Raw genomic sequence first — 22,027 nt, 5'->3', positions numbered from 1 at the left:
AACGGAGAATCACCTTGGAAATTCTGATCGAACATCTCGACGACGAGACCGACGAACTGCGAGATCTTCGCAACGCACTCAGCCAGGGTTCCACAGCGGAGCACATCGAAGAGGTCCTGCCGCCCCTTGAGGAAGGCGCTCTCGGCGGAGAACTGACCGGTCTCCTAGTCCAAATCGCACCAGAAGCATTCCCCGCGTTGACCAGTGTCTTGGTGGCCTGGCTCCACAGGAGGCGAGGACGCATCCGCCTCACCCTGAAAGTCGGCACCGACGGCACCAAGGTCCTCGACCTCAAAAGCACGCACGGCACTCCCAAGGACTCCGTCGCAGCGATCGAGGCCTTCCTCACCGGAAGCGACAAACTGACGAACACCAACACGCAGCCCATCGGTGAAGCAACGATCCAACCAGGAGGGACCGACGATTAACTGGTAATTTCAGAAACTCCAATGAAACCATTCTGAAGGAGCTCGCGCGCTGACCGGTGCTGCCGGCTCGGCGTGCGGATCTCCGTGGGCTTTGCCTCGACGACGGCGGGTTCGCCTGGCACCCGCCCCTGGCCGGCTGCTACCGGCACGAGATCCGATGGTTTGAAGATCAGCCATGAGCGCCGGAATGCCATGCACGGCCGCCGACTCCGTGCTGCTTACGCTGGAGAGCGTGATGCGCAAGGGATGGGCGACGGCCGAAGCCGACAGCGACATCATCTACCTGACCGCCACCGAGCCGAGCGCCTTCGCCCCCTACTCCCGCTACCTGCCCCTCAAGGAGTCCTGATCCTTGACCTGACCCACCGCGCGGCGCTGCCCTGAGGAGCCGACACCGCCTGCCGCGTCCCCTCACCGCCGTGCACGCCCCCCTGACCGCCCTGTCCGCCCTCGATGTCGAGAGCGCGGCCGTTTCACTGTCCGGCGCACTTGCAGCGCTTACCGCGGCCTCCCCGCCGTCGTGACCTCGGCGGTGAATCGGTCGCCACAGATTGCTGGCGTCCTGGCCGCTCATGACAAGCCGCTTGACTGCTTCCTGAAACCCGACTCTGTGCAAACCAGGGGAAGTGAGCACGGGCATGCCCATCGAGCGCGTCACCGTCCGCGTCCGGCTGCTCTTTGGCGACCAGGCCGAGATCGTCGCCGCCGACGCCGGAGGAGCGCGCCGAGCCCGATGCTACCCAGCCACCGAGATCGCCGCGGCGGTCGGCGTCCCCCCTCAGCGACTTGCCCGGCGCACGGCTGACGGCCGACGTGGGCGATGGCGGCCCTCTGTCCGGCTGGCAGCTGGCTTGAGTTGTCCAGACAGTTCGCCGCAGAGACCCACTCGATGGGGCGACGACTGAGATCCCGTCTCGTAGCCGCTTCAGCCGAGGGAGGCAGCGAACCCGCCGGCCTTCGCTTCTGCCGAGGACACGGTGAGTTTTCCTCGGTGGCTGACCTCCACCTGGTAGAACTTCGGCCCGTTCGGCACACCAGGCACAGCCACGTGGAACACGCATGCCGCGTCGTGCGGCTTGCCCACGCCAAGCGCCCCCTGGGCGATGACCTTGCCCGCGTTGTCGTACACCGTGACGGCGGCTCCGGCACCGATGTCGTCGTAGCCCTCGTAGCCGGTGCAGTCCTCGCTGGTGTCCCCAGAGGGCACGTTATCGCCCGTCAGCGTGAGCGCGCCCTTCAACGTGGACGTCTTCACAGCGCTCGTTGCGCCAGCAGACAGGCCCCACACCAGCCCGACGCCGGCTGCCCCGACGACGAGGCCGGCTATGCCGGTGACGACAGGATGAGCCCAACGTCTCCCAGACGCAGGCGCCTTCTCAGACAACGGTGGCGTAGCAGGGGGTTCGGTGATGTCAGACATGGGCCCGCCTACCTGTAGAAGACGGCCACGCCGCCGTGATGCGAGCAGGCGCCCTGATGATGCGCAGCGTACGAGTACGTGCCGTCGTTGCACAGCGCCGTGGCACCGTTCCCGGAACCGACGGAGCCCCCCGACGAGCTGGAGCCGCCACCGCTCCCGGACGACCCGCCGGACGAACTCCCGCCGCTACCCGAGTCAGCGGCGGCCGCGTGCGCGGTCACGGTCACCTTCACCTTGACCGTCTTCGTCGCCGTCACCGTCGGCGCAGGCTTCGGCTGCGCGGTCTTAGTCGCCGTGGCAGTCGCGGTGACAGTCACCGCCGGCTTCACCTTGTCGGCCGCGGGCTTGGCATCCGTCCCGTTGTTCTGGCCGCTGGCACCGGCGCCGATACCGAGGAAGAAGGCGAAGCCGATCGCGGGCAGCACGTACCGCTTCCGCGCCCACTTCGGTGCCGTGCGCACGGGCGGCTGTGGAGGCGGTGGTGGCATATACGGATAGCTCATGCGTCCCCCCAGGGTGAGTTGAGGGTAAGAAAATAGCGGTAGATGTGATGTCTGTGTGGAGAATCCGTGTAGGAGTCACTCATTCGTGACCCGAGTCTCCCTGGAGCAGGGCCGGGACTGCGTCCAGTGGCTTCCTCGGTCCGAGCCCTCACGGGCGCGCAGCCCTCCTCGTCCCGCAGCAGCACGTCCGCACCGAGGAGCCAGCGGCTGCCCTCGAAACCATTGGTCGGATAGGCCGGGAAGGGCAGCCGCCCGCAGCTCTCTTCGCCGATCTGCGCGTATTCGGGGTCGGGTTCGTACAGGAAGTCGCTCAGGTGCTGCGGTGCGTGCAGGGATGCGGCCAGCACTATCTCGACGGCCATCCATGACAGGCGGTCCATCCACGGCTCCCGCCACGGTGCCTGCCGGTCGGCCAGGTGCGCCAGCACGTGAACCCCCGGATCAGCCTGGTCGAGATCCTTGAGTAGCGCCCCCCAGGAGCGGGCGCCCTGGTTGTGCTCCCGGAAGACCAGCGTCTGGTTGCGGGCGTAGATGTAGAGCTGGTCCGGGTGCTGCAGCCGGTGTTTGTTGCTCGTGAGAGCTCGGTGTCCGGCCGGCAGAACTGGCACGGTTCGATGGTGGGGTCGGTGAGCGCCGCGCGCGCCTCGTCTGGCCGGATCCCGTGGGGTGTGCCCTCGATCATCGTGCAGTCAGCCAGGTGGATGACGGCGGGCTCGTGGCCGTGCGGGGTGCGCTTCTGCTGGACGACGTAGCCGGTCTTCACCGGCGGGGGAGCGAAGCTGGGCAGTGGGCCACCGCCCTTCACCTTCCGTGCCGGCCGATGAGGCCGGGGAGGCCGTTCGGCGTGTTCGAGTGCGGCGAGGACGGCCTGTCGCTGGAGGCGCAGGTAGATGCCGACGGTCTCGTTCTCGGCGAGCTGCTTGTCGAGGTGCGCCAGGATCGCCCGAAGCCGGGGCGGGTCAGGGGGCAGGGCGGACATGGCGTGCACCGTGCAGCGCCGCCCAGCCCGCGGACCGCCGGCCCTGCCAATACGGATGGAACAGAACCTCGGCAGACAGGCGGATCAGCCGCTGACGCAGTGCAGCGTGCGGGCGTACGGCGAGCTGCCGGTAGGTAGCGCGCCACTCCTGTTGTGCGTGGGTGAGGTCGTCGGGAATCGGGCTCAGGGCCGGATTTAATCATGTGTTCGATTTTTCTCGCATCCTGAGGGCCTCGTAGGCTCGCGGGGTGATTGAGACCATCGTGTTCGACGTCGGCGAGACGATCACCCGAGACGACCGCTACTGGGCGCTGTGGGCCGATTGGCTAGGCGTCCCTCGCCATACCCTGTCCGCATTGGTAGGCGCCGTCGTCGCTCAAGGCCGCGACAACGCGGAGGCCCTGAGGCTCGTGCGCCCCGGCATTGATGTCGCGGCTGAATACCGCGCCCGGGAAGAGGCCGGCCGCCGCGAGGACCTCTGCGAGGACGACCTGTACGACGACGTCCGTCCGGCTCTGAGCGCCCTGCGTGAGGCGGGCGTCCGGGTAGTCGTTGCGGGCAATCAGACCGCTCGTGCTGCGCAGTTGTTGCGCGCGCTCGATCTGCCCGCAGACCTGATCGTCACATCGGGCGAGTGGGGTGTAGCCAAGCCCCAGCCTGAGTTCTTCCAGCGGGTGATCGAGGTTGCCGAGGCACCAGCCGACCGAATCCTCTACGTGGGCGACCATCCTGCCAACGACGTGCACCCGGCCAAGGCTGCCGGGCTGCGGACCGCACACCTGCGGCGCGGCCCCTGGGGCATCTGTGGGCCGACGACCCGCAGATCGTTGCAGCGGCTGACTGGCGCATCGACAGCCTCATGGATCTGGTGGACATCGTCCGGTGACCGGTCCGTCCGGTGGCCGAGCTGCGGTCGGCAGTGGACACTGCAGAACGCTGGAGGTTCGGGGCGCAGTACACGCGCATCGTCCGTGACCTTCCGAGCCTCCTCACCGAGTTGGCCCGCGCCTTCCACGGAGCCGCAGGCGCTGAACGAATGGATCTGGCCCGGCTCCTGGTCAGCGCCTACCGCTCGGCCGACGCAGCCGCATACAAGCTGAGCGCACACGACCTGTCGGCCCGGCTGGTGGAACTCATGCGATGGGCCACGGTAGAGGCTGGCGACCCATTGCTGTCCGCGTCCGTGGCCTATGTCCGCACCGAGACCTTCTTCGCCGCGCGCTCATGCGGCAGGCCTGCGGGCTCTCCAGCTCGCCATCGACGCGGCACTCGCGCCGTCGACCGCCGCTGAACGCGCCGCGCGCGGGTCGCTTCACATGAGGGCAGCCGTCATCGCCGGACGGGCCCAGGACGCGGATGCGGCAACCGCGCACATCGGGGAGGCGGCGCAACTCGCCGACAACGTGCAGGAGGACATTTACTACGGCACGGCGTTCGGCCCCGACTCGGTCCGTATTCACCGGGTGTCCGTTGCGGTCAGCCTGGGTGGCGATCACGTGGGCGACGCCCTTGACGTCACCAATGAGTGGAAGCCCCCCACCAGCCTGCCAGCGGAACGACGGTCCGGTTTCTATATCGAGCTGGCACGGGCGCAACTGTGGGCAGGCATGCCCGACGGCGCGTTCGAGTCGCTGAAGGTTGCCAGGAAGATCGCGCCTCAGCACACCCGAGACCATCCGTGGGTTCGTGAGGACGCATCGACCCTGCGGCGGCTGCGGCGAGCGGACTCCGAGACGTTGACCGCATTCGCGGAGTGGTGCTCCGCCACCTGACGAGCCCCAGGTACCCCTCGATGGGGTACTTCTGACGTTCCCTCACCCTCACCATTTGTGCACGCGCAGGCACACAGATGGGCACGGGGATGCACGAAGCACGCTCGCTCACTCCCACGGTCGTCGACCGCCAGGTGAGCACCGTCTGCCTTGACGGTGAGGCGTGCTTCGACTGCGGAGCCGTGAACAAGCCCCTGCACGTGGCGGGCGAAGTAGTCGTCCGCGGCGCTACCGGCGTCTGGCAGATCCGCAGTTGCGGCTGCCGACGCGGGGCGCCACGGAAGGCTCAGCCCGCAGGAGGTGCCACGCAAGGCCCGGCGACCGCGCGACCGACCGGCCCCGGGAGTGGCCAACGCTCAAACCAACGAGGGAGCGTCGACATGACCAACGGTACCGCTCGACCCCAGCCCGAAGCACGGGCGCACGGGCGCACGGGATGACGATGCGCGTGTACACCGTGAACCGCTACGGCTCGATCACCCAGGACCGCGGTACGGTCACTGTGGCGTTCGGCAACCGGCCGCTGCCGGTGGGGATCGAGACCGCGTTCCCGCCGTGTGCGTGCCCGCGCTGCCGGGCCGGGCAGACGGCGAGCCGGTGAGTACCGCGGTGAGGCAGGGCAACGACACGAGCCTGGTTGACATCGAGACGATGCGCGAGACTGCGGCCCTGCTGCTCGGTCCGGACGACGGCCTCGACGCACTGCCGCCCGCTGCTGCGGAGCTGGACGCTCTCACCGCGATGCTGCGCGGCCACCTGGCGCTCCTCATCCCCGAGGTCGAGGCGAAGGCCGGGAGGCTGCCCAGGGACAGCGTTCGCCGGTATTGCGCGCTCGCCTGCGTCGAGGAGGCGAACAGGAAGCTGCGGGTCGGTGACGGATGCACGCCGGCCGTGCGCGGGGCCGTGGCGCGCAAGCTCGCCCGCTCTCTCAACGCCCTGTGCCGCCACTACGAGGTGTTGGACAGTCAGGCCCCGGCGGGCGAGCAGCCGTGAAGACGATCACTGGCCTCTTGCCGCCCAGACCGGAGCGGGCCTGCGCGGCGGCGAACCGCCGCTCGGGCCCCGACATGGTGGGGGGCAACGCGCGGCCCGGCCGGACCGCGCCACTGAACAGGGCGCGGCCCTTCGGGTCACTGAAGGTGGTGGTCTTGATGGTGTTCTGCTTCTTCTTGCCGGAGGCGAACGCCTTGCGGCCGGGGCGGTGGGCGCGGGGGCGGCGGACCTGCACTTCGGTGCCGTCGATGCGCAGGTCAACGCCCTGCGCGCTGGCGTAGGAGAACAGGTCCTCCAGTGTCCGCAGCCGCACCCCCGGCCGGTCGGGGACGGCGAAACCGCGGGTCGCCAGCAGCGGCCGGACCTCGCGGATCGCTCCGGATACGGTGGAGCGGTCCACTCCGTACAGTTCAGCCAGCGCGGCGTGCGGGATCCCGACCGCAAGTGGACCAGCGTGACCCAGGAGCCGGTCAACGAAGACCAGGCACTGCTTGGGCCCGGCGCCGGCCGCCCGCCTCCGGTCTCCGCCACGCCGCTCGTGCAGCGCCGACTCCCGCGCGGCCTGCCACCGGGGCGCGAGTTCTTCGAGCAACTCGCCGAAGTGTGCGCGCGAGATGCCGGACAGGGCAGGATGGGAACAGGCCGCACGGGCCCAGGTAAGCCTCACAACTCACCCCACCCGTACGGCCGTTCTCATGTCACGGGCCAGTGGCACAGCACTCTTGATCGTCTTCTGAGCGGCGCCTAGGCTCCCATGCCCATGGAGATGGGGGACCCAGACCGCGGGCGGCGGGCACGGCACGACGGGCTGGTCAGGCGCCGGGTGGCCGCAGGTCTGCTGGCCGGGGCGGGGCTGGTCATTCTGGGCACGGTGTTCGTCGTACTGCCGGGGGTGGTGGTCGACCACGATCTCGCCGGGGCGAGCATCGCCCCGCAGGATCGGCTGAAGGCGGTGAACGATGTCCGTACGACGCTTCTGCAGGTGGTCGGCGGCCTGGTCGTGCTCTTCGGCGCGTACGCCACCTGGCGGCAACTGCGGGTGAGCCAGGACGGATTGCGCGCCACCCAGGAGGGCTACGTCACCGACCGATTCAGCCGGGCCGTCGACCAGCTCGGCAGCGACAAGCTGGATGTGCGCATCGGCGGGTTGCACGCGCTGTGGCGGATCGCGGAGCAGTCCGCCCGCGACCGGGAGGCCATCATCTCCATCCAGGCCGCGTACCTGCGTACACACCTGCCCTGGCCACCCGCCGGGCCGGAATCACCGGCGGCAGACGTGCCCATCAACGACATCGCACCCCTGGAGACCCGCGCCGCCGACGCCCAGGTGGCGCTGACCGCGCTCGGCGTGCTGTGCCAGCACCGGGAGCAGTCCTGGGTCAATCTCAGCATCACCGACTTACGCCGGGCCGACTGCGACGGACTGTGGTTCCCCGAGGTCAACTTCGACCGCGCTTGCATGGAGGCGGCGGGCCTGTACCACGCAAATCTGACCCAGGCGTCCCTGGTCTCGGTCAACCTGCGGCACGCCGACCTCACGACTGCGATTCTCCGCCGGACTCGCTGCATTCTGGCCGACCTACGGGCCGCGAAGCTGGTCGAAACCGACTTGCGTGACGCCGACTTCACCGAGACCGACCTGCGCGAGGCAAACCTGCGTAAGGCCGACGCCCACGGCGCGATCTTCCACCGCGCCGACCTCCGCATGGCCGACTTGCGCGGCACCGACTTGAGCACCGCCAACCTTGTCGAAGCACGCCTGACCGGCGCCCTGGCCAGTGAGCACACCCGCTGGCCCGCCGACTTCGACCACACGGCCGCCGGAGTCGTCGACACCGATGACCCCGGACCCGAGCCCTCGCCCCTACTCCAGCCGCCCGGGATGACGTGGCAGGCACCGCCGCTGAGGTCCACTCCCTGACCAAGACGCGCCGGTCAAGACTGCGGCGACCTCCATCCGCCTGACCGCCGTCACTCCTCCTCAGCGACGTCCTGATCGCGCAGAGCCCCAGGCCGCCAGGCAGATCCGGGAGCTGATATCGCTCCCCAGGTCGTAAGTCAGGCGGCTACCCGCCACCGAAGCGGTTCATGGACCTGCTGATGCTCAAGCCGCAGCTCCGGCGCCCGCAGAAGACCCATACGGCGAGGGGCGAACTGCTGCCGTTCGACTGAGCTCCCCGGAACTGCCGTAGGGGAGTCTCGTGCTCGATCGGTTATCGCTTCCGGCCGACCGACACGGCCCGTAGCTGGAGGGCCTGCTGCTCGACACGACCGGTTGGACTTCGAGGTGGCGAACACGGAAGCCGTCACAGCCGCCGGTGCCGAGCTTCAGCGCGCGGGCTTTGAGCTGGTACACGAGGCCCGCACCGAGCCGTGGGGCCAGACGGTGGCCAGACTTCTCACGGCGGACGGCTTGATCGTCGGGATCTCCTACGCCCCCTCGTTGCACGACGTACAGGGCGGGCATACCGGGTGAGCGGGGTTGCCGGCGTCCACCCCCTGTTGTCGCATCCCGTCCACAGGCCGCGCTCTTGCCGATCGGCTCCACCGTAGATGGGTTTCGTCGGCCTCACCATCCCGTCCTCTGCACTCTCACTGTTGTGATTACCTGTCACTGAGGGGCTGGTAGGCGGGTTTTGATGGGCCGCGGGATTGGTCGGGGTCTGCCTGTAGCGGGCTGAGTGGTGCGTGGGAGGGGGCGTTGTCGCGATGGTGGTCGAGGCCGGTGTGGCGGCCGGGTATGTGATCGCGTGGGTGTTGCGTAAGGCTCGGCGGGTGGCCGGGGGTGTGGATGCCGAGGTTGATTCGGTGCTCAATGCGGGCTTGGAGCAGCTGCACGCGGTGGTGGCGGCCAAGCTCGGCGCTCATCCTGTGCTGGACGATCTGGCTGAGGAGGTGGGTGCTGGTGACGGGGAGATCAGTGAGCTGACCCGGCAGCAGGTGGAGTTGGCGGTCACGGCCGCGGCTCTTAAGGACGACGAGTTCGGGCGGACGGTCACTGGGCTGGTGGCCCGGGTGCGTGCGGCTGAGCGGGATCGTGGCGGCTCGGTGGTGGCTGGTGCCGGGTCCGCGGTGTTCACCGGGGACGCTCACGCCGAGGCCAGCGGGGGCGGGGTCGCTTTCGGGCAGGTCGGTGGGGACGTGCACGTCGACCGTGGTGCGGATGGCGGTGGCTTGGACCCTTTCGGGCCGGGCCGGTCGCGCCGCTGACCGCACCGGGCGCGCCGGACGGCCTGGACGGGGCTGCGGTACCGAGTCCGTCGGCCGCATCAGCCGGCTCGGTGTCCTTGCACGTCGACGGGCAGGGCGGCGGGGCCGCTTTCGGGCACGTCACCGGAAACGTGACGGTGTCGGTCTTCCTCGACCGTGCGTCGCACGCACGGCGTCAGGGGCGGTCGGCGTACCTGCGGCAGGTGGAGCGGATCGCACCACCCGAGTTGCTGGGCCGGGATGCCGAGATGGCCGAACTGGCCGACTTCTGCCTCAGCGAGCACCGCGGTCCGTACGTGTGGTGGCGGGCCGGCCCGTGGGCCGGCAAGTCCGCGCTGCTGTCCACCTTCGTGCTCCATGCGCCCGCCTTGCTCTCTGCCGGTCGCGTGTGGCTGGTGTCGTTCTTCATTACCGCCCGGCTGGCCGCGCAGGACACACGCGACGCGTTCACGGCCTCGCTGACGGAGCAGTTGTGCGCGCTGCTCGGCGCGGACCTCCCCGTCGGCGGGGATGAGGCTGCCGGGGAGGCGGCCCTTCTCGACTTGCTCGCTCAGGCTGCGGCCGCGTGCCGTGCGGCGGGCGGGCGCCTGGTGCTGGTCGTCGATGGCCTGGACGAGGACCGCGGCGTGACCACGGGAGCGTGGGCGCACAGCATTGCCGGGCTGTTGCCCGGCCGGCCTCCGGCTGGAATGCGGGTCATTGTCGCCAGTCGGCCGAACCCGCCGATCCCGGATGATGTGCCGGACTGGCATCCGCTGCGTTCGCCGGGCATTGTCCGCCTGCTTGGTGACTCTTCGTATGCGAGGGGTTTGCAGCGCCTGGGCCAGTCCGAGCTCAAGCGCCTTCTTAGGGGTCGTCCCGTCGAGCAGGACCTGCTGGGCCTGCTGACTGCTGCCCGGGGTGGTCTGTCCGGTCCCGACCTACGTGAGCTCACCCACGCGGATCTGGTGACCGTCGAGGAAGTTCTGCACACGGTGGCCGGGCGTACCTTCACCACCAGGCCTGCCCGGGGCGACGGACGCCCGCAGGTGTACCTGCTCGGGCACGAGGAGCTCCACAACGCCGCGAGCTACTACATCGGTGACGCCCGCCTGGCCCGGTACAGGAAGCGGATACACGCGTGGGCCGACAGCTACCGCACCCGCGCCCGTCGCGGCCGTCCGCCGTGGCCGCGGCAGACCCCCGAATACCTGCTGCTTGGCTACCCGCGCATGCTGGCCGGAGCCGGCGACACCGCACGCCTGGCCGCGCTGGCCCTCGACTCCGTCCGCCACGACCGAATGCTCGACTTGCTCGTCGGAGACACCGCCGCCCTTGCCGAGATCGGCACGAGTCAGAAGCTGATCCTGGACTGTCCGACGCCGGACCTGTACCTGCTTGCGAGGCTGTCGCATCACCGTGGCCTGCTCGAGTCGCGGAACGTCGGTGTGCCCGCTGGCCTTCCTGCCGTGTGGGCCTGTCTCGGCCACCCCCAGCGCGCTGAAGCGCTGGCCCGGGCCATTACCGATCCGTTCCAGCAGGTGCGGGCGCTGGCTGGCGTGGCCGCGGTGGCGGCCGAATCCGGCGAGCGTGGCCGGGCCGGCGTGCTGGCAGCGGAAGCCGAACGGCTGTCCCGGGCGATACTCATCCCGCACGACAGGGAGGAGGCGCTGGTGGAGGCGGCCCGGGCGATGGCCGCTGCGGGAACACCAGAGCAGGCCGAGCGGATTGCCCGGGACATCAGCAAAAGGGGCTGGCGCTCATCGGCGCTGACCGTAGTGGTGCAGGCGCTGGCTGCCGCAGGGGAGCGTGATAGGGCCGAAAAGATCGCCCGAACGATCGCCCAAGCAGACCAGCGGGCATGGGCGCTGACCGAGGTGGCTCAGGCGATGGCCGCTGCCGGTGACCATGAGCAGGCGGGCAAGTTGGCTGCCATCGTGGAAGGGATCGCGCAAGTCAGTGAGTACCCGCACCGGGCCGCTTGGGCACTGGCCAGGGCGGCGGGCGTACGGGCCGCTGCCGGTGAGCATCAGCGGGCGAGCAGGCTGGCGGTGGAGGCCGAGCAGGTCGCCCGCATCGGCACGCCGTCGAGATGGCAGGTGAGGGCTCTGTGCAGGGTGGCCGGGGCGGTGGCCGCCGCCGGCGGCCACCAGCAGGCGGGCAGCCTGCTTGCAGAGGCCGAGCAGATCGCCCGAGCCGTCACCGCCCCAGTCGAACAGGTCTGCGCGCTGGCCGACGTGGCTGCCGCGGCAAAGACCACCGACGACCACGAGCGGGCGCTCCGACTGACCATCAAGGCCGAGCGGACCGCGCGAACGATCACCGACTTGACTCAGCAGGTCCTGGCGCTCGCCGAGGTGGCTGCCGCGGCGGTGACCTGCGGCACGAACCAGCGGGCGCGTCGGCTGGCCGACGAGGCGGAGCGGGCCGCGCGAACCATCACCGATCCGCGCTGGCAGGCGGGGGCGCTCGCGCAGGTGGCGCAGGCGGTGGCCCGGGCGGGAGAGCAGCAGCGGGCGTGGCGGCTGGCCAACGGCGCCGAGGACATTGCCCGAACCGTGGTGAACTCGATCCACCGCGTGCGGGCGCTGGCCGAGGTGGTCGAGGCGGAAGCCGCAGCTGGCAACTACCCTCGGGCAATCGAGGTCGCCCGAGGCCTCGTCTACCGGGGTGAGCAGGTGGACGCTCTGGCCAGTGTGGCCGGCATGGCGGCCGCTGCCGGAGAGCTTCAGCTGGCGGGTCAACTGGTCGCCGAAGCCGAACAGCTTGCCCTAGCCCTGACAGATGCGAACGAGCAGTCCCGGGCGTTGGCGAAGGTGGCCCGTGCAGCGGCGACTGCCGGCAAATATGGGCGGGCTGAACGGGTCGCGCGAACCATCACCAACCCAGTGAACCGGGCTCATGCTCTGGCTGGGCTGGCCGCAACAGTGGCAACTGCCGGAGACCACGAACGGGCCGAACGGGTCGCGCGAACCATCCACGACCGTGAACAGCGGGTGCGCGCGTTGGCGAATGTCGCCGAAGCGGTGGGCGCCGACCAGGCGCAACTGGCGCGTCGGCTGGCCGACGAGGCCGAGCGGGCCGCGCGAAAGTGCAAGGACCCGCTGGTCCAGGTGTGGGCGCTGGGCTCGGTGGTCGGGGCGATGGCCGCTCTCGGCGAGCAGTTGCGAGCCAGCCAGCTGGCCGCTGACACCGAGCGGGTCGCCCAAACCGTCGAGGACGAGGTGCGCAAGCACTGGGCGCTAGCGGCGGTGGCCCGGGCCATGGCCGTCGCTGGTCAGCGCCAGCACGCCGAACAGCTCGCCCGCACCAATACCGATCAGTACTCACGCGAGAGAGCGCTGACTGACGTGTCCTGGGTAGTGGCCACCCGTGGCGAGTACCTGCAGGCCGAACGGCTCGCCCGAGCCATCACCGACCCACAGAAGCAGGCACAGGCGCTGGTCAATGCGGCCGAAGTCGTCGGAACCCCGCACGCCGGGCGTCTGCTGGGCAGAGCATTCGTGCTGGGATCGTGGCTGACTCCACTGCCGGTGATGGCGAAACTTTTCCCGGCAGAGCTGATCAGGATCGCCGACGCGGTGTACGACGGCGATGACCCTGCGGCGGAAGCCTGGACCCTCGTTCGGTAGCGCGCCGTCTACAAGCCGCCTGGGTGGGACACGGGCTGCGAGTTCGGCGATGCAGCGGCGGTTGGGGCGAGTCCGCTTCACGTTCAGGTGTCCTGGGGCGTGTCGGTGTCGGTCTCGTTCATCTGTCCGATCTCGGCCGCCGGGCGGTTCTGACGTCTGATGGCGCCGCGTCAGGGCGGTGGTGGGGCGGCTGTTCGTGCGTGGTCGCGGCAGGCGGCTGTTGGGCACCGCCGATGGTCCTGAGACCGGCACGTTGCTTGTCCGCTTTGTCTTCCTGGACCGCCCGATACCAGCACGTTGTGCACGCAAAGGCGGCCCCTGTGAGCATGTCGGGGTGGGCCGTTAGCCTGTCGGTATGCCTGAGCGTGTCATTCCGGGGGGCAGCGGCGGCCTGATCCCTTTGGGTGCTGCGGACGTTCTGTGGGTCGGCTTGACGACAGAGAGCGCTGTGCCGACGGCTTCTGCGGCGTTCACCTGTTCTTCTGCCGATGCCCGGGTGGGGTATGTCCTGCTCGGCGGCCGTGTGGTGGCGACGGTGAAGGCAAGCGGCGGCCAGTGGAGTGTTTTGGAGAGTGAGGTGCGCCGGGCGGCAGCGGAACTGAACGCGGTTGAGATGGACTGCCAGGACCTGGTCCGCATCGGTCCGTTTGGTGGCGCGCCGAAGAAGGAGTGCAACGAGACGACGCTGCTGCGCTGGCGCCAGCGCATCACCCGGGAACTGCAGGAGCTGGGCGAGCCCGAGCGGGCAGCACGACGAGAAGGCGGTCGGCTGTCCCATCTGGCGGGGATCGACTGGCGGCGGATACTCGTGGAGCGAACTCGCGACCGGTCGGCGCGGACGTGGTGGCTGCCGCGCGCCGTGGTCAGGCTGCTGGATGCAGCCGAGAACACCGAAAAACAGTGGCTGCAAGCCGCGGGAACCTGCCAGGAGAACACAGCCGTCGCCGAGCCGGCCGCCCACGGGCAGGCCCGAGCCGCCGACGGCCGGCAGACGACAGGCTCCGACTGCTCAACCGCCCCGCTGCGCCCGTACAACGGGGAACTGCAAGGCCACCTGTACTCGGCACTCACGCGGAAACCCGGCACCTCCCGCAAGGTGGCTGGGTGGGCGTGCGCCCTCTGCCGTACCGCACCCGCCGCCGTGCTCGACCACTGCCACGAACACGGCTACGTCCGCGCCCCCGTCTGCAACTCCTGTAACACACAAGAACGCCCCGACCACCTGTACAGCAACGACATCCGCGTGGCCAACCACTACACACGCCTCTTCGACACCCACGCCGCCGACTGGCTCCGCCACTGGCACCGCTGCCCCGGCTGCCGCGCCCGCACCACGCTGCCGCTTCCGCACCTCGCCGCTTGGACGGCCCATGTAGCGTGCCGATCGCTGCGCCCGACCCATCGCGATGCCCGCGGCTCTCGCACGCGCAAACCCTGTGGTGTGCTGCGCGTGTCCTGGACGGGCAGTCACAACGCGCCCCGTTCCTGCTTGCTCACTGTCGCCGTCGACTTCTGCCCTTCCGGCGAGCACCGTGTCTTGGCGCAAATCGCCTACCGCGAAGCCGCCAAGCGGTTTAGCACCTGGCTGGCCGAGACCGCCCCTGACGTGGCCGCCGCGGCCGGACCTGACCGCCTGGACGGCCTCCCCGCCCGGTTCCGGCCAGTCATCGCGGACACCAGCGGTGAGGGCCTGGCGCTGTTCTGAGTGAACGGGCGAGCTACGACACCAAGCTCAACCCACTGCCGCCCGTGGCCGGTTCGCAGTCCGCCCGGATGCCCACGAAGCCTGCTGCTTCCTTCACCAACGTCAGAAGAAGTCCACACTTCAGTCGTCTGCGGGACCCGCCGGGCCCTGGGGTTTGGACCGGCGGCCTGACCAGCGGTGGGCTGTCGGCGCGGGTCCGCGCTGGCGGTGTTCGACTGTCGTCGGTGCTGTGCCGTTCTCGGCTCTGGCGCTGATCTTGTGACGCGGTAGGTGTCAGTGGGCATCGCCGCCGCGGCCACCGGCCCGCTGTGGATGCAGTTGTATTGGCTCAAGCGCCGTGACCTGATCTGCCGGGCCGAGGCCGCCGGTTTCCGCGCACTGGTCCTCACCGTCGACGCGCCCAGGGTGGCGTTCCGTCCGCAGGACGCCGCCAACGGGTTCGCGGTGCGCCGGGCATCCGGGCGGTCAACGTGGCGCACGACGTGATGGCCGCCTCGCACGGCAGCCGGGACGGGGAGCCGGCCATCGCCCGGCAATCCAAGAAGCAGTTCGACGCCTCGATCACCCGGGAGGACCTCGCCTGGCTGTGCGAAGTGACCTCCCTGCCCCTGGCATTTAAGGGCGTGCTCACCCGCCTTCGGCCTGCACCGTGTGGTACGCGGCGGGGTCGAAGGCGCCTTGTCGTACGGTCGTTGGGAGCGCGGCGTCAGCCGGCCTGTCCGGTCGGCCGCATGGTGATGTGGTTGATGTCCACGCCCGCGGGCTGATTGACGGCGAAGACGATCGTGTCCGCGACCTGCTCGGCGGTCATCACCGGCGCCGCCTCGGGGGTGCCGCCGCGCTCGTCCCAGAACGGGGTGTCCACCACCCCGGGGGCGACGACCGTCACGCCGACCCCGTCCTTGCCGACCAGCAGCCGGGTGTTCTCGGCCAGTGCGTGCGCGGCCCACTTGGTGACCGAGTACAGGTTGCCAGGCGTGTTGCGCACCCCGGCGACCGAACCGATGATCACGATCCGGCCCTTGGACTCCCGCAGGTGTGGCAGGGTCTCCCGCACCAGCAGGGCCGGGCCCAGGACGTTGGTGAGGACCATGGTGCGCATGTCCTCGGGGGCGTGGCTCTCCAGGTTGCCGGGCAGTGAGAATCCGGCATTGGCGATGACGTTGTCCAGTCGGCCCCACGCCTCCACCACGCGGCGCACGGCGGAGGCGACGTCGTGCGCGTCGCTGGTGTCGCCGGTGATCGTCAGCAGCCGCTCGCTCGCTGCGGCCGAAGCAGCGAAGGCGGCCAGCTTGTCCGGGTCCCGTCCGGTGACGGCCACGCGGTGGCCCTGCTTGAGCAGGGCGCGGGCGGTGGCGGCGCCGATTCCGGTCGAGCCACCGGTGATCAGCGTGACGGGTTCCATGGGACGGCCTCCTCAGCGATGGGGTCATCGGGGCTCCGCCAGGGCCCCGGATGTCGATGAACACGAGGTGGCGCGTGAGGTCGACCGACTCCAGGTCGCCGGTTCCCCGAAACGCCTGCACTATACCCAGCGATCTTCCTGCTAAGCCGGTACGCCATCGCTGACCGGCCATGATGCCGCACGAATGGGGCCGAACCCGCGCTGCTGGCCGCCCTGTTGGGACCTGCGTGGCGGCGCAGGTCCCAACAGCGTCACAAGATCAGCGCCAGAGCCCCGTTCTCTGCGTCTTGTCGCGCCGCTCTTTCGGGCTGGGTGGTTATGGCGTGTCGCTGGGGTTCGTGTCCTGTCGGGGTTCGTCGTCGCGCTGTTGTTGGGTCTGGTGGTTGTGGTCGGTTGGCTGCTGTTTTTTTGGGGGGGGGAGGGATCGGGCGGCGTCGCACTCAGGCGGCTGAGCGGGGTTGGCGGAGCGCGGCGAGGGCCTCTTCCCGGGTGAGTGTCCGGTCGCTGGGGGTGCAGCCGATGACGTGGAGGAGTGTGGTGCCCGGGTGTCCGGGGCGGTGGGGGAGGTACTGGAGTGTCCATGCGGGCGGGTGTTTGTGGGAGGGGGTGTCGGTTGCGGACAGAAGGTAGGTCGGGACGTGTTCGTAGGAGACACCGGGTACCGGCCGTGCGTGTGCGGGACGCACCCAGACTCGCTGCTCGGCGGGTTCGGCGGGGCCGTTTGTGCCGTTCTGCCATACCAGGATTCCTACCTGGTAGAGCCGTCGTCCTTCACCTGTCGGCGGGCGTGCAGCCGTCCGCGGATTTCTTGGGCGTCGGGGAGTATGACGAAGATCGGAGCCCCTTGGGGTGGCGTTGTGGTCACGAGCGGTGGTCTTGGAGTTCGAGCAGCGTTGCCAGGGCCGTGGCGGGGTCAGGGTCGGGTCGGCCGATGGGCCACCAGGCGCCGTCCTCTTTGCGGTACGGATACCAGCGGCCGTCGCGGCCGTAGCGTAGTTGGCGGTCGCGGCCGACGACGGTGAAGCGGTTGCGCCACGCGCGCAGTTGGGGAGGCCGTCCGTCCGCCCAGTCCTCGGCGAGCGAGGCTCGGGCGCGGGTGAGTACGGATGGGTCCGGGGTCCAGGGGTCCTCCAGGACAGCGAGTGCGGCCGTGCCGCCGTAACTCCAGGCCCGTACTGCCTGGGCGAGCTCGATCGGCGGGCGGCCGGTGCTCTTGGCGATCCGGGCGAAGATCTCTGTCTGTGGGTGCTCGGCGGCGATGCGCACAGCGTCCTGCCACTGCGTCAGGTCAGGTGGATGCGGTGGTGTGCCGCCTGCCAGCGCGGCGGCGAGTTGGCGACGGGCGCGCTCGGCTGCGTCGGCGGCCAGGGTTTGAAGCGCGTCGGGGTCGATGCCTGGTTCGGCGGGCCGGGACGCCTCGAAGACGGGCGGGTGCCCGGCGCGTTCGGGCAGGGGCGGCAATCCGGGCAGCGGTGGCAGGTCGGCGCGCGCCGCGAAGGCTTCCCGGGCCGGTGTACCTGTGGGCGGGGCGGGAGTTCGTGGGGACGGAACCGACGCTGAAGCCGAGGCCGAGGCTGCCGTCTGCGATGCCGCGCGGGCGGCGTTGCGGCGGGCGAGCTCGTCCAGCAGCTGCTGTTCGCCGCGGCCGCGCATCAACAGCAGTACGAAGGGGTCTTCGTCCAGCAGGCGTGCGACCTGGTAGCACAGCGCGGCGCCGTGCTTGCACGGGTAGCCCCAGTCGGGACAGGAGCAGGACGGCTGAAGGTCGTTGGCGGCCGGTAGCAGCCGTACGCCAGCCTCAAGCGTGTCCTTGACCAGCTCGGTGGGCATGTCGCGGTCCAGCAGTGCGGCGATGTGCCCTGCGCGCGCCGCCACCGCGTCCAGGAGCCGGTCCCATGCTGCGTCGCTGAGGACGGGGATCGCCATGGACACCCGGTAGGGCCGCGGCATGCTGCCCTGCACCGGGGCGCTGATCCGGCCCGGGAGCACGGTCATCTCGCCCACGGATCCGCGCCGCGCGTAGGTGCGACCGCGGGTGAGCCGGCCGGAATCGAGTGAGCACTCCTCCAGCGCCGACACCCACGCCTGGCCCCACCAGGTTGAGGCGAAACCGCCCCGGCGGCCGGGAGCCGGAGGGAAGGGAGGGAAAGTGCGGGCGAGCTGATCCTTGCCCCGCTGCTTGGGATTCGTCGGGCGCGGGCTCACGTGCGGCTGCCCTTCGTGGTGCTCGGACGGTCTGTGCTCCAAGGCGTGGTGTTGTGGCGCATCGTTACCAGTTCGGCCAGTTCGGCGTCGGAGAGTTCGGTGAGTGTCGCCTCGCCATGGCTCAGCACTGCGTCCGCGAGCCCCTTCTTCTGCTTGAGCATCTGCGCGATCCGGTCCTCGACCGTCCCCTCCGCGATCAGGCGGTGCACCTGCACCGGCTGGGTCTGGCCGATGCGGTTCGCGCGGTCGGTGGCCTGGTCTTCGACCGCCGGGTTCCACCAGCGGTCGAAGTGGATGACGTGGCCGGCGCGGGTCAGGTTGAGGCCGGTGCCGGCGGCCTTGAGGGAGAGCAGGAAGACCTGCCGCTCGCCGCGCTGGAAGCGGTCGACCATCTCCTCGCGCTGCTTCACCGGCGTCCCGCCGTGCAGGAACTGCGCCGCGATGCCACGAGCAGCCAGATGCTGCTGAAGCAGCCGGCCCATCTCGACGTACTGGGTGAAGACGAGCACCGAGCCGTCCTCGGCCACGATCGCATCCAGCAACTCGTCCAGCAGTTCCAGTTTGCCGGAGCGGCCGGCGAGCTTGGTGTTCTTCTCCTTCAGGTACTGCGCCGGGTGGTTGCAGACCTGCTTGAGGCCGGTGAGCAGCTTCATCACCAGGCCGCGCCGAGCCATTCCGTCCGCCTCGCCGATCGCCGCCAGCGACTCGCGCACCAGCGCCTCGTACAGGGACGCCTGCTCCGTCGTCAGCGAGACAGGCTGGTCGGTCTCGGTCTTGGGCGGTAGCTCGGGGGCAATGCCAGGGTCGGACTTGCGGCGGCGCAGGAGGAAGGGACGGACCAGGCGGGCGAGGCGGTGAGCACTCTCCTGGTCGCCGTCGGCCTCGACCGCGCGGGCGTAGCGGTCGCGGAAGGCGGTGAGCGTGCCGAGCAGGCCGGGTGTCGTCCAGTCGAGCAGGGCCCATAGCTCGGAGAGGTTGTTCTCAACCGGGGTGCCGGTCAGCGCGATGCGCCCGCCGGCGGGGACGGTGCGCAGCGCCCGCGCGGTGTCGGAGTACGGGTTCTTGACATGCTGCGCCTCGTCCGCGACGAGCAGGCCCCACGGCACAGCGGTGTCGGCCAGGAGCGCCGCGTCGCGGCGGAGGGTGCCGTACGTGGTGAGGACGAAGGCGTTCGGTGTGAGGCCGTCCAGGGTGCGGCCCGGGCCGTGGAAGCGGCGTACGGGGATGCCGGGTGCGAAGCGCTGCACCTCGCGCTCCCAGTTGCCGAGCAGGGACGTCGGACAGACCACCAGGGTGGGGCCGTGGGCCGATCGCTCGTGATGGCGCAAGTGGAGGGAGATCAGGGTGATCGTTTTGCCGAGGCCCATGTCATCGGCAAGACAGCAGCCCAAGCCGAGGCAGATCATCCGATCCAGCCAGGCAAGTCCCCGCAGCTGGTAGTCGCGCAGGGTGGCTGCGAGCATGGCGGGCTGGCCAGTGGTGGCCGACGCGGCGTCCTGGCCCGCCTCCGGCTCGGCGATCCGCGCACGCAACCGCTCCAGGGCGCCGCCCGCGGTGACCGGTACGGACGTGCCGTCGATCTCTACCTCGCCGGTCAGCGCCGCGCCCAGGGCGTCGATCGCGGTGAGCTCCCCGCCGCGCTGCTTGCGGACCTTGCGGACCAGCTGCTGGTCGACCACCACCCACTGGTCGCGCAGCCGCACCACCGGGCGGTGCGCCTCGATGAGGCGGTCCATCTCCTCCTCGGTCAGCGGCTCCCCGCCCAGCGCCAACCGCCAGCGGAATTCAAGGAACTGACCGGAGGAGAGGAAGGTCCCCAGGTCCGAGGGCGTCTTTTTGCGCCGGGGCGGCTCCAGCAGGCCGGTCGCGGTCAGCTCCTTCGTCAGGCCCCTTGGCAGGTGGACCTGGATTCCGGCGGCGGCCAGCCGCTCCGCAGCCTCGCCGAGCAGTTCCAGCAGCTCGTCGTCGGCGAGCTGCAGCACATCGGGCGTGGCGGCCAAGAGCAGGCGTGACAGCGGCGGCCATGCCTTCGCGCCGCGGCGCAGCGCCAGCAGCGCGTCGATACGGGTACGGGCGCCGAACTGCTCCTGAGCGGCTGCAGATCCGGCCCACAGCTCGGCTGCATCTGCCACCAGGGTGGGGTCGGCGAGGCTGTGCAGCTGCACCACGGCCCGGAACTTTGGCCCGGCGCCGCCGCTGTCGCCGAAGTCTGCGCCGTCCGATGCGTCGCTGTCCGCCTCCAGACGCAGGGAGACGCGCACGCCCGCGTCCATCCCGGCGGCCACCTCGGCCGCCCACTCACGCTGTTCGGGGATAGACACCGGCATCCGAACGGCGAAGGCCGGACCGGCCATCAGGTGGCGCGCTGCCGGGGAGCGCGGCAGCCCGTCCGCGACCGCGTCCACAAAGGCCCGCAGCAGCGGCTCGGCGGCGGGCAGTGCTACGGGCGACGAGCCCGGCAGTGGGACCGCGCGCGCCTGCGGCGGCATCGCCGCCGCGAGGTCGCGTATCCGGCGCACGTCGTCGCCGTCCAGCGGACCGAGCCGCCAGGCGTCGAACCCGGTGGGGCTCAGCCCCGGCAGCAGCCGCCCCCGCGCGGCAAGCTGAAGCGCGATCAGGGCCCCTGCTCCCCACCACGCGGCGGAAACGGAGGCGTTGCCGCTTGGCACCATGACACGAGCGCGGGTGAGTACGGGCACCGCCTGCGCGACCGGCAGCAGCACCGCGCTCACCCTCCGCCGCCGGATCCCGTTCCCGTGCGGCCGCACGACGGTGAGCTCCCCCGGCTCCACATCGCAGTCGGGCACCTTGCCGCCATCCGCCCGCCAGAACGCCACACGGCCTTCCCTGGCCGGATCTCCGGGCAGGAAGACGGCTTCGCATGCGCTGAGCGCGGCTGAGGCAGCCGGCGCAACCGCTCCCGGCTTCCTCTGCTCGGCAGGCCCATCCACTTCGACGACCTGGAGGATACGCGCCATGATCGTATGCCCTTCGAGCCGGGGTGCGGGTATGCGCTGAAGCGAGCGACACCGTCACGCCTTGTCATCGCGCATCCACAAGCTGTACGGCACAATGCTATCGAGCCGTGACGGCCGCTCGCGGCGCGGACAAAGGACACATGAGCGTCAGTGCACCCAGTCCTTGAGCGGCTCAGTGTCCAGCGTGACGCCGACCGGCGGGGTGGACGACGCCCCCGCACGTGTCGCCAGTCGTGGGCAGGTACACGAGGAGGTCGGCCTCGGCGTAGGCGCAGCGCTTCTCGACTCGATCGCGCCGCTCAGATTCGGGCCGCACGAGCTCTCCTCGACGACCACCAGGGTGCCCTCCTGGTCGGTCGCGGCGTGGTCGAGGTATTGCAGCTTGTCCTGGTGGCTGTTGTCGCTCCAGGTGGGGGTCTGTCAAACGAACGGCTCTGTCGCATATACGGTGGTGACGGACGGTGATGATGGCGATGGGGTAGACCCACCAGTCAAGGAGTCGCAGGTCCGTACGTTGGAGCGGTCGCTCTATGGAATCGGCAGGCCTGCGCAGCGGTCGCCGATGTGAGCCCGGTGTGCCGGCGGCCGTATCCCCACTGCAGCACCGACCGCGCACGAAACATAGAGGCCAGAGCACCAACCGCACTCTCTGCGACTGGCGGCAGCCGATGCTCACGATCCGTCACCACCGGATATGCGACAGGGCCAAACGAACGGTGTAACCAGGGTGGTTGGGTTACTGACGGGCCGCTGAGAGTCGGCCGTCGAAGGTGATGTCGAAGGCGTTCAGCGCGGTCTTCCACCGCATGGTCCAGCGG

At 69.9% G+C, this 22,027-nt stretch carries 19 protein-coding genes and 2 pseudogenes; 13 read left to right on the top strand and 8 right to left on the bottom strand.

Going from position 1 to position 22,027, the window contains the following annotated elements:
• The first annotated feature begins 14 nt into the window (after nucleotides 1-14).
• Nucleotides 15-428, top strand: coding sequence for an effector-associated constant component EACC1 (locus ACWGJ5_RS41155; protein ID WP_453314736.1), 414 nt, complete (start codon nucleotides 15-17; stop codon nucleotides 426-428).
• Nucleotides 429-603: 175 nt separating this feature from the next.
• On the top strand, nucleotides 604-777 hold the full coding sequence (locus ACWGJ5_RS41150) for a hypothetical protein (RefSeq protein ID WP_453314735.1): 174 nt from the start codon (nucleotides 604-606) through the stop codon (nucleotides 775-777).
• A 576-nt stretch (nucleotides 778-1,353) separates the two neighbouring features.
• Here ACWGJ5_RS41150 and ACWGJ5_RS41145 read toward each other — a convergent pair.
• From ACWGJ5_RS41145 to ACWGJ5_RS41130, 4 genes and pseudogenes are all read right to left on the bottom strand, one after another.
• Nucleotides 1,354-1,848 (bottom strand): hypothetical protein, encoded by a 495-nt coding sequence (locus ACWGJ5_RS41145; RefSeq protein ID WP_453314734.1) that lies wholly within the window; start codon nucleotides 1,846-1,848, stop codon nucleotides 1,354-1,356.
• Nucleotides 1,849-1,856: 8 nt separating this feature from the next.
• Complete coding sequence (locus ACWGJ5_RS41140) at nucleotides 1,857-2,351, bottom strand: DUF3761 domain-containing protein (RefSeq protein ID WP_453314733.1); 495 nt, start codon at nucleotides 2,349-2,351, stop codon at nucleotides 1,857-1,859.
• On the bottom strand, nucleotides 2,348-2,959 hold the full coding sequence (locus ACWGJ5_RS41135; RefSeq protein WP_453314761.1) for a hypothetical protein: 612 nt from the start codon (nucleotides 2,957-2,959) through the stop codon (nucleotides 2,348-2,350). The genes ACWGJ5_RS41140 and ACWGJ5_RS41135 overlap by 4 nt, the downstream gene beginning before the upstream one ends.
• Nucleotides 2,960-2,988: 29 nt before the next feature.
• Nucleotides 2,989-3,330, bottom strand: a pseudogene (locus ACWGJ5_RS41130) (DUF6233 domain-containing protein); the annotation flags it as partial.
• A 248-nt stretch (nucleotides 3,331-3,578) separates the two neighbouring features.
• Here ACWGJ5_RS41130 and ACWGJ5_RS41125 point away from each other — a divergent pair.
• The 5 genes and pseudogenes from ACWGJ5_RS41125 (at nucleotide 3,579) to ACWGJ5_RS41105 (ending at nucleotide 6,095) form a co-directional block, all read left to right on the top strand.
• Nucleotides 3,579-4,216: pseudogene (locus tag ACWGJ5_RS41125) on the top strand (HAD family hydrolase).
• Nucleotides 4,217-4,228: 12 nt separating this feature from the next.
• The gene (locus ACWGJ5_RS41120) at nucleotides 4,229-4,621 is read left to right on the top strand and encodes a hypothetical protein (RefSeq protein ID WP_453314732.1); all 393 of its coding nucleotides are present in this window, start codon (nucleotides 4,229-4,231) and stop codon (nucleotides 4,619-4,621) included.
• A gap of 25 nt (nucleotides 4,622-4,646) precedes the next feature.
• Entirely contained in the window at nucleotides 4,647-5,102 is a 456-nt protein-coding gene (locus ACWGJ5_RS41115; RefSeq protein ID WP_453314731.1) for a hypothetical protein, read from the top strand.
• Nucleotides 5,103-5,538: 436 nt separating this feature from the next.
• On the top strand, nucleotides 5,539-5,703 hold the full coding sequence (locus tag ACWGJ5_RS41110; RefSeq protein ID WP_453314730.1) for a hypothetical protein: 165 nt from the start codon (nucleotides 5,539-5,541) through the stop codon (nucleotides 5,701-5,703).
• On the top strand, nucleotides 5,700-6,095 hold the full coding sequence (locus ACWGJ5_RS41105; RefSeq protein ID WP_453314729.1) for a DUF6415 family natural product biosynthesis protein: 396 nt from the start codon (nucleotides 5,700-5,702) through the stop codon (nucleotides 6,093-6,095). Before ACWGJ5_RS41110 ends, ACWGJ5_RS41105 begins: the two co-directional genes overlap by 4 nt.
• Here ACWGJ5_RS41105 and ACWGJ5_RS41100 read toward each other — a convergent pair.
• Nucleotides 6,031-6,687: a transposase family protein gene (locus ACWGJ5_RS41100; protein ID WP_453314728.1), complete on the bottom strand. Its 657-nt coding sequence runs from the start codon at nucleotides 6,685-6,687 to the stop codon at nucleotides 6,031-6,033. The two genes, ACWGJ5_RS41105 and ACWGJ5_RS41100, sit on opposite strands and share 65 nt — an antisense overlap.
• Nucleotides 6,688-6,861: 174 nt before the next feature.
• On the opposite strand from ACWGJ5_RS41100, the gene ACWGJ5_RS41095 reads away from it, so the two are divergent.
• The 6 genes from ACWGJ5_RS41095 (at nucleotide 6,862) to ACWGJ5_RS41070 (ending at nucleotide 15,107) form a co-directional block, all read left to right on the top strand.
• The gene (locus tag ACWGJ5_RS41095; RefSeq protein WP_453314727.1) at nucleotides 6,862-8,016 is read left to right on the top strand and encodes a pentapeptide repeat-containing protein; all 1,155 of its coding nucleotides are present in this window, start codon (nucleotides 6,862-6,864) and stop codon (nucleotides 8,014-8,016) included.
• 366 nt (nucleotides 8,017-8,382) lie between these two features.
• Entirely contained in the window at nucleotides 8,383-8,571 is a 189-nt protein-coding gene (locus ACWGJ5_RS41090; protein ID WP_453314726.1) for a hypothetical protein, read from the top strand.
• A gap of 233 nt (nucleotides 8,572-8,804) precedes the next feature.
• On the top strand, nucleotides 8,805-9,305 hold the full coding sequence (locus tag ACWGJ5_RS41085) for a hypothetical protein (RefSeq protein WP_453314725.1): 501 nt from the start codon (nucleotides 8,805-8,807) through the stop codon (nucleotides 9,303-9,305).
• A gap of 71 nt (nucleotides 9,306-9,376) precedes the next feature.
• Nucleotides 9,377-12,916, top strand: a complete 3,540-nt coding sequence (locus ACWGJ5_RS41080; protein ID WP_453314724.1) for a hypothetical protein — start codon at nucleotides 9,377-9,379, stop codon at nucleotides 12,914-12,916.
• A 355-nt stretch (nucleotides 12,917-13,271) separates the two neighbouring features.
• On the top strand, nucleotides 13,272-14,621 hold the full coding sequence (locus ACWGJ5_RS41075) for an endonuclease domain-containing protein (RefSeq protein ID WP_453314723.1): 1,350 nt from the start codon (nucleotides 13,272-13,274) through the stop codon (nucleotides 14,619-14,621).
• A gap of 276 nt (nucleotides 14,622-14,897) precedes the next feature.
• A complete protein-coding gene (locus ACWGJ5_RS41070) occupies nucleotides 14,898-15,107 on the top strand; it encodes an alpha-hydroxy-acid oxidizing protein (protein ID WP_453314722.1) in 210 nt (69 codons plus the stop codon).
• A gap of 220 nt (nucleotides 15,108-15,327) precedes the next feature.
• On the opposite strand, the gene ACWGJ5_RS41065 is transcribed toward ACWGJ5_RS41070, so the two are convergent.
• The 3 genes from ACWGJ5_RS41065 to ACWGJ5_RS41055 all read right to left on the bottom strand — a co-directional run bounded on the left by ACWGJ5_RS41065 (nucleotide 15,328) and on the right by ACWGJ5_RS41055 (nucleotide 21,209).
• Entirely contained in the window at nucleotides 15,328-16,026 is a 699-nt protein-coding gene (locus tag ACWGJ5_RS41065; RefSeq protein ID WP_453314721.1) for an SDR family oxidoreductase, read from the bottom strand.
• 861 nt (nucleotides 16,027-16,887) lie between these two features.
• Entirely contained in the window at nucleotides 16,888-18,021 is a 1,134-nt protein-coding gene (locus ACWGJ5_RS41060) for an SWIM zinc finger family protein (protein WP_453314720.1), read from the bottom strand.
• 206 nt (nucleotides 18,022-18,227) lie between these two features.
• A complete protein-coding gene (locus ACWGJ5_RS41055) occupies nucleotides 18,228-21,209 on the bottom strand; it encodes an SNF2-related protein (protein ID WP_453314719.1) in 2,982 nt (993 codons plus the stop codon).
• Between the last annotated feature and the right edge of the window lie 818 nt (nucleotides 21,210-22,027).

It is taken from the genome of Streptomyces sp. NPDC054783 (assembly GCF_053611725.1).
Note: the sequence above shows the minus strand (reverse complement) of the source record. Positions and strands in the feature narration are given on the sequence as shown.

What these genes read in the sequence shown, in the direction of transcription:
- ACWGJ5_RS41150 (WP_453314735.1), top strand. Translation starts at nt 604, where the DNA reads ATGAGCGCCGGAATGCCATGCACGGCCGCCGACTCCGTGCTGCTTACG.
- ACWGJ5_RS41145 (WP_453314734.1), bottom strand. Translation starts at nt 1,848, where the DNA reads ATGTCTGACATCACCGAACCCCCTGCTACGCCACCGTTGTCTGAGAAG.
- ACWGJ5_RS41140 (WP_453314733.1), bottom strand. Translation starts at nt 2,351, where the DNA reads ATGAGCTATCCGTATATGCCACCACCGCCTCCACAGCCGCCCGTGCGC.
- ACWGJ5_RS41115 (WP_453314731.1), top strand. Translation starts at nt 4,647, where the DNA reads ATGAGGGCAGCCGTCATCGCCGGACGGGCCCAGGACGCGGATGCGGCA.
- ACWGJ5_RS41110 (WP_453314730.1), top strand. Translation starts at nt 5,539, where the DNA reads ATGACGATGCGCGTGTACACCGTGAACCGCTACGGCTCGATCACCCAG.
- ACWGJ5_RS41095 (WP_453314727.1), top strand. Translation starts at nt 6,862, where the DNA reads ATGGGGGACCCAGACCGCGGGCGGCGGGCACGGCACGACGGGCTGGTC.
- ACWGJ5_RS41085 (WP_453314725.1), top strand. Translation starts at nt 8,805, where the DNA reads ATGGTGGTCGAGGCCGGTGTGGCGGCCGGGTATGTGATCGCGTGGGTG.
- ACWGJ5_RS41075 (WP_453314723.1), top strand. Translation starts at nt 13,272, where the DNA reads ATGCCTGAGCGTGTCATTCCGGGGGGCAGCGGCGGCCTGATCCCTTTG.
- ACWGJ5_RS41065 (WP_453314721.1), bottom strand. Translation starts at nt 16,026, where the DNA reads ATGGAACCCGTCACGCTGATCACCGGTGGCTCGACCGGAATCGGCGCC.
- ACWGJ5_RS41060 (WP_453314720.1), bottom strand. Translation starts at nt 18,021, where the DNA reads ATGACCGTGCTCCCGGGCCGGATCAGCGCCCCGGTGCAGGGCAGCATG.
- ACWGJ5_RS41055 (WP_453314719.1), bottom strand. Translation starts at nt 21,209, where the DNA reads ATGGCGCGTATCCTCCAGGTCGTCGAAGTGGATGGGCCTGCCGAGCAG.